The organism is Stenotrophomonas sp. SMYL41, from assembly GCF_036319965.1.
Classification (GTDB): Bacteria; Pseudomonadota; Gammaproteobacteria; order Xanthomonadales; family Xanthomonadaceae; genus Stenotrophomonas; species Stenotrophomonas maltophilia_R.
Map to the genome: position 1 here is coordinate 107,255 of NZ_JAWIRX010000003.1, position 15,254 is coordinate 122,508.

The window sequence follows — 15,254 nt, forward strand, 5'->3', positions numbered from 1 at the left end:
GCTGCCGCGATCTATCGCACCGACTGCGGTACGCGCCTCAGCTTGCCGGTGTCGTAGCCCATGGCCGCGATGCGTTGCACGGCCTGCTGGTAGTCGCTCTCGGACACCTGTGGCGTGCGCGCCATGTACCACACATAGTCGCGCTTGCTGCGCGCGACAATGGTCTGCCCATAGTGGTCGTCCAGCCAGGCAATCACATACTCGGCCTGGATCGGCCAGATGAACTGCATGCCCCAGATCGCGCCATTGCCCTGTTTCTCGACCCGTCCCACCGGGTGCATCGACTTCTGCGGGGCGTCGAAACTGCCCTTGCGATAGGTGAAGGTCGTCTGGATGCGCCCGTCCGGCTTCAATGTGTAGCTCTCCACCGCGTCGAAGGCCTCGCGCTCCGGCCACGACGGTATGTGGGCGATCACATACCAGTCGCCCATGAAGCGTGGCACGTCCACTGATGGAGGGCGAGGCAGGGGACGGGTATCGCTGGAACTGCAGCCGGAACCAAACAGGCTCAATGCCAGCAGGGGAAGCAGCGAGCGCATGCGCATGTCACACCTCAACGGGGGCGGAAGAGATAGTGGGCGACCAGCCACTGCTGGCCGTCGTCGTAGCCGAACAACTCGGCGCATGCCATCCAGAACATGCGCCAGCGCTGCCACCAGAGCTTCGCCGCGGCCTGGCCGTAGGTTGCGACCAGAACCGGCATCACCTTCTCGCGGGCTGCATCCTGGTTGGCCAGCCAGTGGTCGGCGGTGCGCTGGTAGTGGGTGCCGTCCAGCAGCCAGCGTTGATCGAGCCGCAGGTCGCGCTGGAAATGCAGCAGGGTGTCGGCGGCAGGCATCAGTCCGCCGGTGAAGAAGTGACGCCCCATCCAGTTGTCGCCACCCTCGGTCTCGAACGGGTACATCAGCGTGCGATGGGCGAAGATGTGCACGAACAGCGCGCCGTCGGGCTTCAGCCACTGGCTGATGCGCGCGAGCAGCCGTTCGTAGTTGCGCACATGTTCGAACATTTCCACCGAGACACAGCGGTCGAAGCGTGCGCCGGGCAACTCGAGCTGGTTGACGTCGCGGGTCAGCACCTCGACGTTGTGCAGGCCCCGGGCCTGGCATTGCGCCATGATGTGCTGGCGCTGGCTGTGCGAATTGGACACCGCCGTGATCGCAGCGGTGGGGTAGCGCTCGGCCATCCACAGGGTCAGCGAACCCCAACCACAGCCCAGTTCGAGAATGTGCTGGCCATCGGCCAGTCCGGCGCGCTGGCCGTACAGTTCCAGCATGGCGTCCTCGGCCTGGTCCAGCGTTTCGCGCCCGGTGGGGTAGTAGCAGCTGCTGTACTTCAGCCGCTTGCCCAGGCAGGCCTGGAAGAAGGCCGCGGGAACTTCGTAGTGCTGGCGGTTTGCCGCGTCGGTATGCAGCGCGAGTGGGCTGCCGGCCAGTTCTGCGATGCGACGGTCGAAGCGCGCGGACTGTGCCTCGATGCCGCCCAGCATTTCCTCGTGCAGGCGTTGCGCGCACAGGCGACGGATGCCGGCCCGCAGTGCCGCATCGGGAACCAGCCCGCGTTCGGCCCAGGCGATCAGCCCGGTTTCCGCGTCGTCGGCCGGGGTCAGTGACGGGATCGCGCTCATGCGGAATACTCCTTGGAAGAACGGGGAAACCAGGGGAAGAACATCGGCGTGCTGCGCTGGTAGGCGCGGTAATCGTCGCCGCGGCTGCGCAGTGCCTGCTTCTCGGTGAACGGGATGCCGCTCAGGTAGCGCAGGAACACGTACATCAGCAGCGGGCCGGCCCACGCCAGCCACCACAGTGGCGAGCCGACCGCGAGCAGGACATAGCTGAACCAATGCAGCCACTCGAAGAAGTAGTTGGGGTGGCGGGAGTAGCGCCAGAGCCCGTCGCGGCAGGTGCGGCCCTTGTTCGCTGGATTCGCGCGGAACCTGGCCAGCTGATGGTCGGCCAGGCTCTCGCCACCGACGCTCAGCAGCCAGACGAGTGCGGCGGCCACGATCCACAGCGTCATGCTTGCCTGCGGATTGGCAGCCACCGCGACGAAGGGCAGGGCGAACAGCACGACCAGCAGCGCCTGGGCCATGAAGAAGCCGAAGATCCTGCCTTGATGCCCCTGCCAGTGCTCGCGCAGATAACGGTAGCGGCCGTCCTCCTGTTCGTGACGGACCCGGTGCCACAGGTGCAGGGCGAGTCGGCTGCCCCATAGGCCACCGAGCACGCTCAGCGCGATCCGTGGCGCCGCCGCACCCTCGCCGAGCAGCGCCAGCAACAGGGCCGAAGCGCCCACGCCCTTGGCCCAGAGCACATCGACCACGCCGATGTTGCGGTGGCGGCGCTGCCAGGCCCAGCCCCAGCTCATCACCAGCACGGCATACAGCAGGACCCACAACAGAGTGATCATGACGGTGCTCCGGCCAAGGGTGGCGGGATGGTGCGGGAACCGCGACGAGCGGCCGTGCACAGCAGCGAAAGCGCGATGGCCCAGCCCACCCCCAGCACCAGCAGGCCCTGCCACAGCGGCGCAGTGAATCGAACCGCATCGAAACCGCGCGCTGCGGAGAGATAGGCCAGCGGGGCCAGCAGCAGGCCGAACGCGGCTGGCAGGGCAAGGTGGCGCAGCAGGAAGCGCATCGAAGTGGTCAGCGTCATCGCAAACGCGGCCCATAACGCCATGATCCAGGGGGGCGGTGCCCAATCCAGTGGGGCGGCAGCGTAGCGCACGGTGCTGCTGGCGGCGGCACTGGCGTCGACCAGCCACGCGCAGGCCAGCGCCAACAGCATCAGCCGAAGATCCAGCCGAGGTTGCGGCGAGGTCAGCAGCTGGCTGCCGATGTAGAGCGACGCTGCCAGCAGCGCTGGCCATTGCCAGCCGCGCCCGGCGCCGGCAACGGCGCACAGCCAGACCAGCTGGTTGCCAAGCAGATTGGCCCAGAACCGGCGCATCTCAGCCGCCTTGACCCGATGCGCCAACGGGACGATGCCCCGGGCGCGCCAGCAGCAGATGCGAAACGCCGATCGAACGCTCCAGGAAGCCGCCCTCGCAATAGGCCAGGTAGAACTCCCACATCCGGCAGAAACGCGTATCAAAGCCCTGTGCCTGCACAGCGGGCAGCTGGGCAAGGAAGCGTTGGCGCCAGGCGCGCAGGGTCAGTGCGTAGGAGTGGCCGAAATCCTGCTGGGCGACCAGCTGCAGGTCACAGGATCGCGTCTTGGCCGCCATGATCGCGTTGATCGACGGAATGAAGCTGCCCGGAAACACATAGCGCTTGATGTAGTCGACGCTGCGCCGGGCCTGTTCGTAGCGATGGTCCTCGATGGTGATGGCCTGCAGCAGGGCAACGCCATCCGGCTTGAGCAGGCGTTGCAGCGTAGCCATGTAGGTGTCCAGGTACTCGGCGCCGATGGCCTCGATCATCTCGATCGATACCAGCTTGTCGAACTGGCCCTGCAGGTCGCGGTAGTCCTGCATCAGTAGCGTGACCTGGTCCTGCAGCCCTGCATCCCGCACGCGCTGGGTGGCCAGCGCATGCTGCTCGGCAGAGATGGTGGTGGTGGTGATATGGCAGCCGTAGTACTGGGCGGCATGTACCGCGAAGCCACCCCAGCCGGTGCCGATTTCGACCACGCGGTCGCCTGGCTTGAGCTGCAGCTGCTGGCAGATGTGGTCCAGCTTGCGCCGCGAAGCGGACTCCAGCGGTTCGCTTTCGCTGGCGAACAAGGCCGAGGAATACATCAGGTCCGGCGACAGGAACAGGGCGAAGAAATCGTTGCCGAGGTCATAGTGCGCGGCAATGTTGCGGCGGCTGCCTTCACGGCTGTTGCGTCGCAGGCGGTTCCAGCCGCGCAGTAGCCAGCCTCCCACGCGCGCCGGCCCGTGTTCCATGCTGTCGAGCAGATCGCGATTGCGCACCAGTAGCCGTATCAGGGCGACCAGGTCATCGCAGTGCCACTCGCCGTGGATGAAGCTTTCACCCGCGCCGACGCTGCCCTGTGCCGCCACCTTGCGATAGAACGCCGGGTCTTCGATGGTGACGGTGACATGCAGTTCGCCGCGGGCATCGCCCAGCCAGACTTCGCCCAGCGCGTCGCGCACGCACAGGCGGCCATCGCGCATCGGGGCGAGCTGGGCCAGCAGGCGGCGGCGCAGGAAGGCATCCAATGCGCCGGGGCGCGGCAGCGCGACCGAAGGAGTCATCGAGTTCATCGCGGTTTCTCGGCAAGGGTGGGGTGGTCGTGCACGGGATTGCGTTTCAGCCACAGCCGCAGCGCGTGCCAGTGGATGGCGGCCACCACCTGGGTGGTCATCAGTGGATAGCAGGCGAGGACGCGGGCCAGCCCGCGACCATCCAGGGCGCGCCGTTGCATGACCTGGGTGGCATCAAACTGGCGCCCGCCGTCGCGCCAGACCTGCATGTGCACGCGCAGGCCCTCATCGGGGCGGCTGAACCGCCAGTCGTAGTGGCAATCCATCGGCATGAAGGGCGAGACATGGAAGCATTTGTCGAACTGCCAGCGCAGCGAGGTGCCTTCGTGCGTGGCCGTCGCGACTGGCAGCACGTAGGCGTGCCGTTCCTTCCAGGGCGTATTGGTGATCTCGGCGACGATGCAGTCCAGCGTGCTGCCATCGGCCCGGTAGCAGTAGTAGAAACTGACCGGGTTGAACACGTGCCCGGCGAAGCGGAGATGGGTAAGCAGGCGGACCGGGCCGGTCGGCCGGTAGCCGAGGGAGGTTGCAGCGTGGTCGCGCACCGCATCGGCCAAAGGCCGGGCGGGATCGCCGAAGTAATCGCTGCGACGGAACTCGGCCAGGTTGCGGCGATTGACCGACCACAGCCAGCGCCCGGTGAACACGCTGTCGAGCTCATCCAGGTCGAGCAGCAGCTGTGCGATCGGATAGCGGAATGCATGCGGGTGTGGAAGATGCCTGCGGTGCATCACCTGCCCGAAGTAGAGCGCACTGGCGCTCATGCGGCCACCTCGCCGGGAGCGGCCATGACACGGTGCGGTTCGCAGGTGCGCAGTGCATCGACCACGCGGCGGGCGCTGCGGATGCCGTCCTCATGGAAGCCCCAGCCCCAGTAGGCGCCGGCGAACCAGGTGTGGCGGCGGCCCTGCAGCTCGGCCCAGCGCTGTTGCGCGCGCACTGCGGCATGGTCGTGCACCGGGTGCGCATAGTGCAGGGTGCGCAGCACCTGGGACGGGTCGATCGCCGCGCTGCGGTTGAGCGTTACCACCAGGGGTGTGCGGCCGGGCAGGCCCTGCAGCAGGTTCATGCAGTAGCTGACCGTGCAGGGCGCGGCAGGGTCGCGGGGCACGTGGGCGTTCCATGCCGCCCACGCCTTGCGGTTGCGCGGCAGCAATGACGCATCGGTGTGCAGCACCGCCTCATTGGCCTGGTAGCGGATGGCGCCGAGCACCTCGCGCTCGATGGGGTCGGCGTCACGCAGCAGCGCCAGGGCCTGGTCGCTGTGGCAGGCCAGGATGACCTCATCGAAGCCTTCCACGCCGGCCGCGCTGTGCACGCGAGCGCCCCAGGGCATGCGCTCGACCGACTGCACCGGGCACTCCAGCCGCTCATGCACCCGCCAGCGGGCGCGCAGGGCATCGACATAGCGCGCCGATCCACCGCTCACCACCCGCCACGGTGCGCGCCCGGTCATCTGCAGCATCTGGTGGTTGGCCATGAACTGGGCCAGATAGCGGGCCGGGAAATCCACCACCGTGGCCGTCGGTGACGACCACAACGCGGAGGCCATCGGCAACAGGTGCTCGTCGATGAAGGCATCGCCGTAGCGCTGGCTGCGCAGGTACTGCCCCAGCGTTGGACCCGCGTCTTCTGCCAGCAACAGGGGGGCATCGCGGTAGAACCGGCGCAGGTCGGCCAGCATGCCCCAGAACCGCGGCGATACCAGGTTGCGGCGCTGGCAGAACAGGCCATCCAGCGAGGTGGCGTTGTACTCCACGCCGCTGCGCTCGCTGTGCATCGAGAAGCTCATCGTGGTCGGCTGCGAGGCTACGCCCAGCTCGTCGAACAGCGCGGTCAGCAGCGGATAGTGCTGGGGATTGAACACGATGAACCCGGTGTCCACCGCCATGCGCATGCCATCCACCTGCACGTCGTGGGTGTGGGTGTGGCCTCCCAGATAGTCGTTGGCCTCGAACAGCGTGACGTCGTGTTCGCCGTCCAGCCACCAGGCGCTGGCCAGCCCCGCGATGCCCGAACCGATGATCGCGATGCGCATGTCAGTACCTCGCCTTGGCCAGCACCCACTCGGGAATGGGCTTGAGCCCTTTGACCAGCCCCAGCGCCGCCATCGCGCGCAGCCCGTACCAGGTCAGGTCCACTTCCCACCAGCGGAAGCCCTGGCGGACGGTGCCCGGGAAGAAGTGGTGGTTGTTGTGCCAGCCTTCGCCGAAGGTGAGCAGCGCCAGCCAGAGGTTGTTGCGGCTGTCATCGCGGGTCTCGAAGCGGCGGCGGCCGAAGCGATGGGCCAGCGAATTGATGGTGACCGTGGCGTGGAACAGCACGATGGTGGAGATGAAGAAGCCCCATACCAGCAGTTGCGGGCCGGAGGTGTGCAGGCCCGGCGCCCAGCGCTCCAGCCCGGCGCCCAGTGCATACAGCGCTGCGGCCAGCAGTACCGGCACAGCCGTATCGAAGCGGTCCAGCCAGCGCAGTTCCGGGAAGCGTGCCAGGTCCGGTACCCGCGACAGATCGGTGGCAAAGGCCTCGTGGGTCAGGAACCAGCCCATGTGGCTGCGCCAGAAGCCGCCTTCACGGGGGGAGTGCGGGTCCAGCGGCTGGTCGGCGTGACGGTGATGGTGGCGATGGTGGGCGGCCCACCAGAGCGGCCCGCGCTGCACGCTGGAGGCGCCGATCACCGCGAACACGAACTGCACGGGCCGCGATGCCTGGAAGGTGCGGTGCGAGAAGTAGCGGTGGTAGAACGCGGTGATGGCGAACATGCGCACCGCATAAAGCGCTGCGGCGACGATCACCGCTGTCCACGAGATGCCCACCCAGAGCACCGCGATGCAGGCCAGGTGCATCAGTGCGAACGGCACGGCGCGGACCCAGTCGATGCGGCCCGGCCGTTCGCCGCTGGCGTCTGCGGCGTTGCCGGTATCGAACCAGCGCTGCAGCGTGCGCAGCAGGCGCCAGCGTCGACGGGGGAGGGGCGCTACAGAGGCCATGGCGGATCTCGGCGGGTGTCGTGACCTCCTGTACGCAGCAGGATGCGTATTGGATGCGCCACGGCGCATTGAATTTCGACTTCACCTGGGCGTCACGACGCAGCGCTCCGCCAGGGGTTGCGCCCACGCCTGCTGCCAGTCGCTTGCTGATCGCCCGACGGGCGGAGAGTTGAAGCGAACGATCACCTGTGGGTAGCTGCCGCGCGCATCGCGCAGGTTGCTGGTGCCGCGGAACTCCAGCAGGCGGCGGTCGGCAGTGGCGTAGACCAGGGCCAGGCGCGGCGCGATGCCGCCGTACCAGGTGTCCACACTCACCTCGATGGCCTGGGCATCGACGTCCTGCCAGCGAACAGGGCCGGTGCGCCGCACCTGCACCGGGAAGTAGCGCTGGCGCGCCGGCACCAGGAATGGCAGCGTGATGCGCTCGCCCCGCAGCAGTGCCGGCCAGTGCAGGCGCACCGCCGCGTCGAATCCTGCATCTATCACCGCGTCCGGCGGCAGTTCAAGCCGGCGCTGACGCAGCTGGCTGGCGGCATCTTCCTGCCAGGAGATCGACACCGAATCGCCGGCGGCCTCCACCTCGGCCTTCTGGCCACTGCGGCGGTCCTCGAGCAAGTAGCCCCGTGCCTGCGGCCGGGCGCTTGCCGGCAGATGCTTGCGGGCGAAGGTCTTGCCATCCGGACACTGGTACAGCACCCAGCGCTCGGCGCCCTCCGTTGCCTCGCGCTGCCAGTGCACTTCACGGTAGAGGATGTCGCCCTGTGCGGAGGTGGCCACGCCCTCGCTTCGCAGCCAGGGGGCCGCCAGCGCGGCATGGGGCAGGCACAGCAGCAGCCAGGCGGTGCGCATGGTGTTCATCCGTAAGGGCGGGCTCTGGTCATACGCCGGGAGCGGCTGGTTGGATGCGTTGGGTAACCTGCATCCAATTGCTGCCCCCGCGCGTACAGAGGACAGACCTTCACCCGCCCGCCGCGAACGCAGATGTACCCTGACGCCGCCAGCACTCTCCTCAACTTCGATACCGCACGCACCGTGTCCAGTTCCCAGCAGCCGAGCAGCGAGCCGACGAACTGGGCCGGTGACATGGACGGCGTGGCGCGGCTGCGCGATCGCGACTGCTTCATGCGGATCTACGACCATTTCATGCCGCGGTTGTGCGTGTACCTGCGTGGCCTGGGCGTGCCTGACGCGGTGGCCGAGGAGCTGGCGCAGGAGAGCCTGTTGCGGCTATGGCTGCGTGCGGCTGACTTCGATCCTGCGCAGGGGGCACTGAGTACCTGGCTGTACCGCATCGCGCGCAACCTGCATATCGACCGCGTGCGGCGCGAACGCAGCTGGATGCAGGTACAGGCAGCGGTGGAAGATGCGGCAACACTGGACGTGGTTGAGCGCAGCAGCGCCGAGCAGTTCGCCGACCAGGCGCGCCTTCGCCAGCGCATCAACGAGCTGCCTGCGGTGCAGGCGCGGCTGGTGCGGATGTCCTATTTCGAAGCCAAGAGCCACAGCGAGATTGCCGAGGCGCTGGGCATGCCGCTCGGGACGGTCAAGTCACACCTGAGGCGGGCGTTCCTGCAGCTGCAGTCGAAAGTGGGAGGTGCGCTGTGAATCCGCATCACCACCTGCATGAATCCACCTTGATGAGCTATGCCGCCGGCGCGCTGCCGGCGCCGTTGAGCATCGTGGCCGGCGCCCACCTGGAGCAGTGCCCGCAGTGCCGCCAGCGCCTGCGCGAGGCCGAGGCGATCGGCTCCGCATTGCTGGAGCAGACGCAGCCAGCCACGCCCGATCGGCGCCGCGAGCGGCTGCGCGAGGCCATGCTGATGCAGCTGGCGGCGGAAACGCCGCTTGCCGTGGCCGGCGCCGCGCGTCCCGTGCCGAAGGAGCGGCCCGAGGCCGATCCGGATCATCTGCCTGCCTCGCTGCACCCCTATTTCGGCGCCTCGCTCAGTGGGTTGCGCTGGCGCTGGATGGCGCCGGGGGTGCACTGCATCCGTGCCGAGCAGATGCCCTCGCTGATCATGCTGAAGATCGCCCCGGGCAAGTGCCTGCCCATGCACAGCCACGGCCGCAGCGAGCTGACCCAGATCCTGCGCGGTTCCTACAACGACGCGCTGGGGCTGTTCGCACCGGGCGACGTGGCGGACCTGGATGAGGATGTGGAACACCAACCAGTCACCGCACCTGGCGTTCCCTGCATCTGTGTATCGGCGTTGGATGCACCGCTGGTGTTCAGCGGCTGGCTGGCACGGAAGATCCAGCGTTTCGTGAAGCTCTAGGATGAGTACGGCGATGGCAACCGGTGCGCTACGGGTTCTGTTGACCGGTGCCGCGGGGCTGGTGGGGCAGGGTGTGGCCCTGGCCTGCCAGCGCTCGCCCCGGGTCGCCAGTCTGACCGCACTGGTCCGGCACCCGGGCAGCCTCGCCGGTAGCGGCAGCGAGCTGATCGTGCCGGACTTTCTGCATATCCAGGATCGGGTGGAGGACCTGGCCGGGTTCGATGCATGCTTCTACTGCGCCGGCGCTCCGCCGGTGGGCACCGCCGAGGCCGAGTACCGGCGGGTGACGCTGGACACCACCCTGGCCGTCGCCCGCGCCTGGGCCACGGCGAATCCGCAGGGGTGTTTCCTCTATGTATCTGGCGCCGGCGCGGATGCGCGAAGCCGGGTGATGCCATTGCGGGTGAAGGGCGAGACCGAGCGGGCACTGCAGGAACTGCCGGTCCGCACGGTCATGCTGCGTCCGGGTGGCGTGCGCCCTGTGGAAGGCACCGGCACCCGTCACGGCCTGTTGAAGCCGCTGTACTGGGGTGGCGCGCCCTTGATGAAACTGGCGGGCGCGATTGCGCCGTCGCTGGTGACCAGCAACCTGGCGCTGGGCCAGGCGATGATTGCGCTGGCCGGCAGGGAGCACCCGCCGGCCACGGTGGAGTGCGCGGACATCAACCGGATCGCAGCGGACCAGCGCGACCCGGTTGCCTGACCTCAGTGCGTGGCACCCTCCAGCGCGGCACGTACCGCCTGGGCCAGGTCGCTGCGGGTGAACGGCTTGGGCAGCAGGGCGGCTGCCCGGCCTTGGCTGCCGACTGCGTCGTGGTCGCGTGGATAGCCCGAAGTGAACAGCACGGCGACTTCCGGCCAGCGTTCCCGCACTTCGCGCACCAGCTCCCAGCCCGACATGCCGGGCATCACCACGTCCGAAAACAGCAGGTCCACCTTGGTGTCGGGGCGTTCCAGCAGGCGCAGCGCGGAGGGGCCGTCGTGTGCTTCCAGCACGCGATAGCCCAGCAGGCGCAGGGCATCGACGGTGTGCGCACGCACATCATCATTGTCCTCGGCCACCAGGATGGTTTCCTCGCGTGGCGAGTAACCCGCCAGGCCGGTCTGCGGTGCGCTTGCCTCGCAGGGCAGGGCCAGCGTCGAACGCGGGAACATCATGGTGATGCTGGTGCCGCCGCCTTCCACCGAGTCAATCAGCACATGGCCGCCGGACTGCTTGACGAAGCCATGCACCATCGACAGGCCCAGGCCGGTGCCGCGGCCAACCTGCTTGGTGGTGAAGAACGGCTCGAACACGCGCGCGAGGGTGGCCGCGTCCATGCCGTGGCCGTTGTCGCGGACCCGCAGCATCACGTATTCGCCAGGCGCAGCGTCGGGGAACAAGGCGGCGTAGTCGTGGTCGAGATGGCTGTTGTCGACTTCGATCACCAGCCGGCCGCCGTGGGGCATGGCATCGCGGGCGTTGACGGCCAGGTTGAGCACCGAGGCTTCCAGCTGGCTGACGTCGATCTCGACGCACCAGACGTCCTCGGCGGCGCGGATTTCCAGCTGCACCAGCTCGCCCAGAGCACGCTGCAGCATGTCATGCATGTCCAGCAGCCGGTCGTTGAGGTTGGCGGCCTGGCTGTGCAACGGTTGACGCCGGGCAAATGCCAGCAGGCGCTGGGTCAGGCTGGCGGCACGGCCCACACCCTTGAGGGCGTTGTCCAGCGCACGGCTGACCATGGCGCCCGGCTCGCCGGCGCGCTCGCTGAGCAGCATGGCGTGTTCGACGTTGCCGGAAATCACGGTCAGGATGTTGTTGAAATCGTGGGCGATGCCGCCGGTGAGCTGGCCCACCGCTTCGATCTTCTGTGACTGGCGCAGTGCATGCTCGGCCTGCAGCCGGGCCGTGGTTTCCACTGCCTCCGACACCACCGCCGTCACTGCGCCTTCGGCATCCAATAGCGGACGGAACGAAAAATCGTAGCTGCGGCGGCCGGTGGGCAGCTCCAGTTCCAGTGCATGCAGCGAGCTTTGCCCCTTCGCGGCATCGGCAACGGCCAGGTCCACCAGGGTGCCAACGTCGCCGCTGGTGCTGAACCACAACGATTGCCCATAGCGCTGCCCTACCACGCCGGGCTTGTCAGCCAGTACGGCAGCCAACGATGCAACATTGGCATCGACCACGCAGCCCTCCAGGTCCAGCAGCACCTGATGCTGGAAGCTGGATTCGAAGATGGCCTGCAACCGTCGTTTGCTCGCCCGCAGTTCGGCGGTGCGCGCCTGGACCTGCCGTTCGAGCAGCTGGTTGTCTTCGCGCAGGGCGAGCTCGGCCTGCTTCAGCCCGGAGACGTCGCTGCCCAGGCAGATGTAGCCGACCACGGCGCCGTCGGCGCCTCGCTCCGGCACGCAGTCCATCTGCACGAAGCGTGACTCGCCGCTGCGGTGGGCCAGTTCCACCTGGAAGCGGGTGCGCTCACCCTGCAGCACCCGTTCGATGCTGGGCAGGGCATGTTCGAAGGCGGAAATGCCGCTGACATCGCGCGCCGAACGGCCCAGCAGTTCGGCCAGGCTGACGCCGTGCCAGTCCAGGAAGGCCTTGTTGGCGAAGCGGTAGCGATGCTCCTTGTCGAGCTGGGCGATCAATGCCGGTACAGCATCGGTCACCTGCTGCAGCTGGGCCTGGCTGTCATTCAGTGCGGCCTGCGCGTGGGCCAGCTGGGTGCGCTCGTGCTCCTCCTGGCGGGCGCGGCGGATCGCATCCGGCAGGCGCTGCAGGCGCTGCTTGACCACGTAATCGCGTGCGCCGCGGGTCAGCGCCTGTACCGCCAGCTCCTCGGTGAGCGTACCGGAGACGAAGATGAAGGGCGTCTGCGGGATCCGCTCGCGCGCCAACGCAAGGGCAGCGTCGCCGTCGAATCCGGGCAGCACGTGATCGGCCAGGATGACATCGAAGGCGCGATTCCCGATCGCCTCGATGAAGGCATTGCGGGTCCACAGGCGCTCGGCCTCGAAGTCGAGGCCAGCCCGCTGCAGTTGTGCGCTGATCAACTCCGCATCAAGCGCACTGTCCTCAAGCATGAGGATGCGCAGGCGCTCGCTGCGGCGCGATCCATCACGCATTGTGCTGCCCCGAGCCGTTGGGGCGATGCGGCGGTGGCTGGTTGGTGATGCCCCAGAACATGCCCAGGCCCTGGATGGCGTCGAAGAACTCCTTGAAGTCCACCGGCTTGACCACGAATGCGTTGACGCCCAGTTCGTAACTGCGCACCAGATCCTGCTCTTCGCGGGAGGAGGTCAGCATCACCACCGGCGTGCTGCTCAGGTTCGAATCGCCACGGACCTGCTAGCGCTTCGGCGCCGTCACGTACATGGATGACATCGTTCAGCAACTGGCAACGCGACAGCGCCGCCAGCGTCAGCTCTGCATCCTTGGGGCTGTCCTCTACCAAGAGGATCGGCCGCAGGTCCCTCATGGGTGATCTCCTGTGGAACGGGGTAGGGTGAAATGGATCGTGGCGCCCTTGCCTGGCTCGCCCTCGGCCCAGGTGCGGCCGCCATGGCGGCCGATGATGCGGCGCACGTTGGCCAGGCCGATGCCGGTGCCTTCGAATTCCTCGACGTGATGCAGGCGCTGGAATACGCCGAACAGCTTGTCGACATAGCGCATGTCGAAGCCGCAGCCGTTGTCGCGTACGAAGAAATGGTCTTCGTCGACGTTGCGCTCGTGACCGATCTCTATCACTGCCTGCTCGCGCTCGCGGGTGAACTTGATCGCGTTGGCCAGCAGGTTCTGCCAGACCAGGCGCAGCATCGTCGGGTCGGCCTCGACCTCCGGCAGCGGTGCCAGACTCCACTGTACGTCGCGGCCGCTGTAGTCCAAGGCCAGGCTCCTGCGGACATCTTCGGCCAGTGCGGCCATGTCCAGTCGCACCCGGCCGAGCGTGGAACGGCCCATCTGCGAGAAGCTGAGCAGGTCATCCACCAGCGTTCCGGCAGATTTGGCAGACTCCACGATCGTATCCAGGAAGCGGCGCTCGGTGTCGTTGAGGCGTTCGCCGGCCGAGCTGCCCAGCAGCTCCGAGTAACCGACAATGTGGCGGAAGGGCGCGCGCAGGTCGTGGCTGACCGAATAGGAAAACGCTTCGAGTTCCTTGTTGCTGCGGACCAGCTGTTCGTTGAGCTCGGCCATTTCCTCGGCCTTGCGCAGCACGATGTCGACGATGGCGGTGCGCATCTCTAGGGCGGCATCGCGGTCGGCGTCGTTCCACGGAAGGCTGCGCTGCTGGACGATTTCCTTCCAGGCCTCGAAGGAGCTGCGCGGCGAAAGTGCCACCTCGGGTGCTTCGGTCTTGCGTGGATCGCCGCCCCAGCGCACGGTACGCACCACCTCCGGTCGGAACCACATCAGGTAGCTGTCGTGCAGCTGCGAGATGGACACCGCCAGTACGCCGCTGGCCACGTCGGACAGGCGCGCACCGGGCGCCCAGTCGGCTGCCAGATGGTCACTGCAGTACGTTTCCTGCCCGGCCTGCTGTGCGGCCAGCCAATCGGCCAGGGCCAACACGTCGGTTGCGGGCGGGCACTGGCCCACACGCATGCAGTCGCCCTTGTGCACGATGGCGGCCCCTGCCGCGCCGGTCAGCGACAGCAGGCTGGCTTCATCGTGGCGCAGCGCAGCCATGAAATCCTCGTCGCCGGCCATGCGTGCAAGCAGCTTGACCAGCACCGAGCGGCGCGCCACGCGCTCTTCGATGGCGCGTGCACGCTCCTTCAGCGCGATCTGCAGCGACAGGATCTGGCCCATGAACTCACAGGCGGTGCGCACGTGGTAGGGCAGGCGGCGCGGCTGCACCGTGTGGCAGGACACCAGGCCCCACAGCTGGCCCTCATGCACCAGCGAGACCGACATCGACGCGCCGGTGCCCATGTTGCGCATGTACTGCAGGTGCACCGGCGAAACGCTGCGCAGCACGGCCAGGCTCAGGTCGGTGGCCGGTGCATCGCGATACTCCTCGCTGCGCATCAGTGGGGCAGGGGTGTAGTTGTTGTCCGCGATCAGGCGTACCCGGTTGCTCCGGTACAGCTCGCGGGCCTGGGCCGGGATGTCCGATTCGGGAAAGCGCAGGTCCAGGTAGGACGGCAACAGGCCGTTGCCATCCTCGGCGACCACGATACCGTTCCAGCCGGCATCGAACTGGTAGACCAGGGTGCGATCGAAGCCGGTCAGCCGGCGCATGTGCGCGGCCGCCAGCTGGCACAGATCTTCCACGGTGCTGGCCGATTCGATGCCAGTCATCAGTTCGCGGATCGACGGATACAGTTCTTCAAGCGAACCCGGCTGGCCGGGAACCGGTGCCTCCAACTCGACCAGCAGATCCGTGGCAGAGCGGTGCAGCAGCAATTGATGGCGGCCGTGGCCATCCAGGTGCACGGCGCCGACATGGGCGCTGCTGCCGACCGTGGCCTGCTGGAACAGCGCCTGGAAGGGCGCCAGTACGCCGCCCAGCACCTCGCTGACATGCTGCGACAAGGGTTCGCCGAACTGCCGCAGCAGACCCGGCTGGCTGATCGCGCGCTCGCGCACCCGCAGTGACTGTGGCTCCACTACCAGAAGCACGCCGTATGGCTGGATGGCACCGGGCGTGTGGATCGGTTCGCGCGCACAACGGGACTGGGCGGTGTCGTGCGTGGGCTCGGCAGAAGGCATCAAGGGCTGGACTCATGATTCGTGGATGGCTGGAATGGCCCAGCTGCACCCGGTATCCGTGGATGGTGACGCAAAATCCTGCAT

14 protein-coding genes and 1 pseudogene are annotated in these 15,254 nt (G+C 67.4%); 3 read left to right on the forward strand and 12 right to left on the reverse strand.

What is annotated here, in order from left to right:
- Nucleotides 1-11: 11 nt before the first annotated feature.
- The 9 genes from V3B30_RS04595 to V3B30_RS04635 all read right to left on the reverse strand — a co-directional run bounded on the left by V3B30_RS04595 (nucleotide 12) and on the right by V3B30_RS04635 (nucleotide 8,051).
- On the reverse strand, nucleotides 12-545 hold the full coding sequence (locus tag V3B30_RS04595) for a lipocalin family protein (RefSeq protein WP_262082642.1): 534 nt from the start codon (nucleotides 543-545) through the stop codon (nucleotides 12-14).
- Between the two features lie 8 nt (nucleotides 546-553).
- Nucleotides 554-1,627 (reverse strand): cyclopropane-fatty-acyl-phospholipid synthase family protein, encoded by a 1,074-nt coding sequence (locus tag V3B30_RS04600; protein ID WP_262082641.1) that lies wholly within the window; start codon nucleotides 1,625-1,627, stop codon nucleotides 554-556.
- Nucleotides 1,624-2,409: a DUF1295 domain-containing protein gene (locus tag V3B30_RS04605; RefSeq protein ID WP_262082640.1), complete on the reverse strand. Its 786-nt coding sequence runs from the start codon at nucleotides 2,407-2,409 to the stop codon at nucleotides 1,624-1,626. Before V3B30_RS04605 ends, V3B30_RS04600 begins: the two co-directional genes overlap by 4 nt.
- Nucleotides 2,406-2,951, reverse strand: coding sequence for a DUF2878 domain-containing protein (locus tag V3B30_RS04610; RefSeq protein WP_262082639.1), 546 nt, complete (start codon nucleotides 2,949-2,951; stop codon nucleotides 2,406-2,408). The genes V3B30_RS04605 and V3B30_RS04610 overlap by 4 nt, the downstream gene beginning before the upstream one ends.
- A gap of 1 nt (nucleotide 2,952) precedes the next feature.
- Nucleotides 2,953-4,212, reverse strand: a complete 1,260-nt coding sequence (locus V3B30_RS04615) for a cyclopropane-fatty-acyl-phospholipid synthase family protein (RefSeq protein WP_262082637.1) — start codon at nucleotides 4,210-4,212, stop codon at nucleotides 2,953-2,955.
- Nucleotides 4,209-4,976 carry a DUF1365 domain-containing protein gene (locus V3B30_RS04620; protein ID WP_262082636.1) on the reverse strand — a complete coding sequence of 256 codons (768 nt, stop codon included), beginning with the start codon at nucleotides 4,974-4,976 and terminating at the stop codon, nucleotides 4,209-4,211. The genes V3B30_RS04615 and V3B30_RS04620 overlap by 4 nt, the downstream gene beginning before the upstream one ends.
- Complete coding sequence (locus V3B30_RS04625) at nucleotides 4,973-6,250, reverse strand: FAD-dependent oxidoreductase (RefSeq protein WP_262082635.1); 1,278 nt, start codon at nucleotides 6,248-6,250, stop codon at nucleotides 4,973-4,975. The genes V3B30_RS04620 and V3B30_RS04625 overlap by 4 nt, the downstream gene beginning before the upstream one ends.
- Nucleotide 6,251: 1 nt before the next feature.
- Nucleotides 6,252-7,202 carry an acyl-CoA desaturase gene (locus tag V3B30_RS04630; RefSeq protein WP_100472265.1) on the reverse strand — a complete coding sequence of 317 codons (951 nt, stop codon included), beginning with the start codon at nucleotides 7,200-7,202 and terminating at the stop codon, nucleotides 6,252-6,254.
- A gap of 81 nt (nucleotides 7,203-7,283) precedes the next feature.
- Nucleotides 7,284-8,051 (reverse strand): hypothetical protein, encoded by a 768-nt coding sequence (locus V3B30_RS04635; RefSeq protein WP_262082634.1) that lies wholly within the window; start codon nucleotides 8,049-8,051, stop codon nucleotides 7,284-7,286.
- Between the two features lie 132 nt (nucleotides 8,052-8,183).
- Here V3B30_RS04635 and V3B30_RS04640 point away from each other — a divergent pair, with 132 nt between their 5' ends.
- The 3 genes from V3B30_RS04640 to V3B30_RS04650 are packed head-to-tail and all read left to right on the forward strand — an operon-like array spanning nucleotide 8,184 to nucleotide 10,181.
- Nucleotides 8,184-8,807, forward strand: coding sequence for a sigma-70 family RNA polymerase sigma factor (locus tag V3B30_RS04640; protein ID WP_100472269.1), 624 nt, complete (start codon nucleotides 8,184-8,186; stop codon nucleotides 8,805-8,807).
- On the forward strand, nucleotides 8,804-9,478 hold the full coding sequence (locus V3B30_RS04645) for a ChrR family anti-sigma-E factor (RefSeq protein ID WP_262082633.1): 675 nt from the start codon (nucleotides 8,804-8,806) through the stop codon (nucleotides 9,476-9,478). The genes V3B30_RS04640 and V3B30_RS04645 overlap by 4 nt, the downstream gene beginning before the upstream one ends.
- Before the next feature lies 1 nt (nucleotide 9,479).
- Nucleotides 9,480-10,181 (forward strand): oxidoreductase, encoded by a 702-nt coding sequence (locus tag V3B30_RS04650; protein ID WP_262082632.1) that lies wholly within the window; start codon nucleotides 9,480-9,482, stop codon nucleotides 10,179-10,181.
- A 2-nt stretch (nucleotides 10,182-10,183) separates the two neighbouring features.
- On the opposite strand, the gene V3B30_RS04655 is transcribed toward V3B30_RS04650, so the two are convergent.
- The 3 genes and pseudogenes from V3B30_RS04655 to V3B30_RS04665 all read right to left on the reverse strand — a co-directional run bounded on the left by V3B30_RS04655 (nucleotide 10,184) and on the right by V3B30_RS04665 (nucleotide 15,170).
- Complete coding sequence (locus V3B30_RS04655; protein ID WP_262082631.1) at nucleotides 10,184-12,583, reverse strand: response regulator; 2,400 nt, start codon at nucleotides 12,581-12,583, stop codon at nucleotides 10,184-10,186.
- A pseudogene (locus V3B30_RS04660) lies at nucleotides 12,576-12,936 on the reverse strand (response regulator). Before V3B30_RS04660 ends, V3B30_RS04655 begins: the two are co-directional and overlap by 8 nt.
- On the reverse strand, nucleotides 12,933-15,170 hold the full coding sequence (locus tag V3B30_RS04665) for an ATP-binding protein (protein WP_262082630.1): 2,238 nt from the start codon (nucleotides 15,168-15,170) through the stop codon (nucleotides 12,933-12,935). The pseudogene V3B30_RS04660 and the gene V3B30_RS04665 overlap by 4 nt, the downstream one beginning before the upstream one ends.
- Between the last annotated feature and the right edge of the window lie 84 nt (nucleotides 15,171-15,254).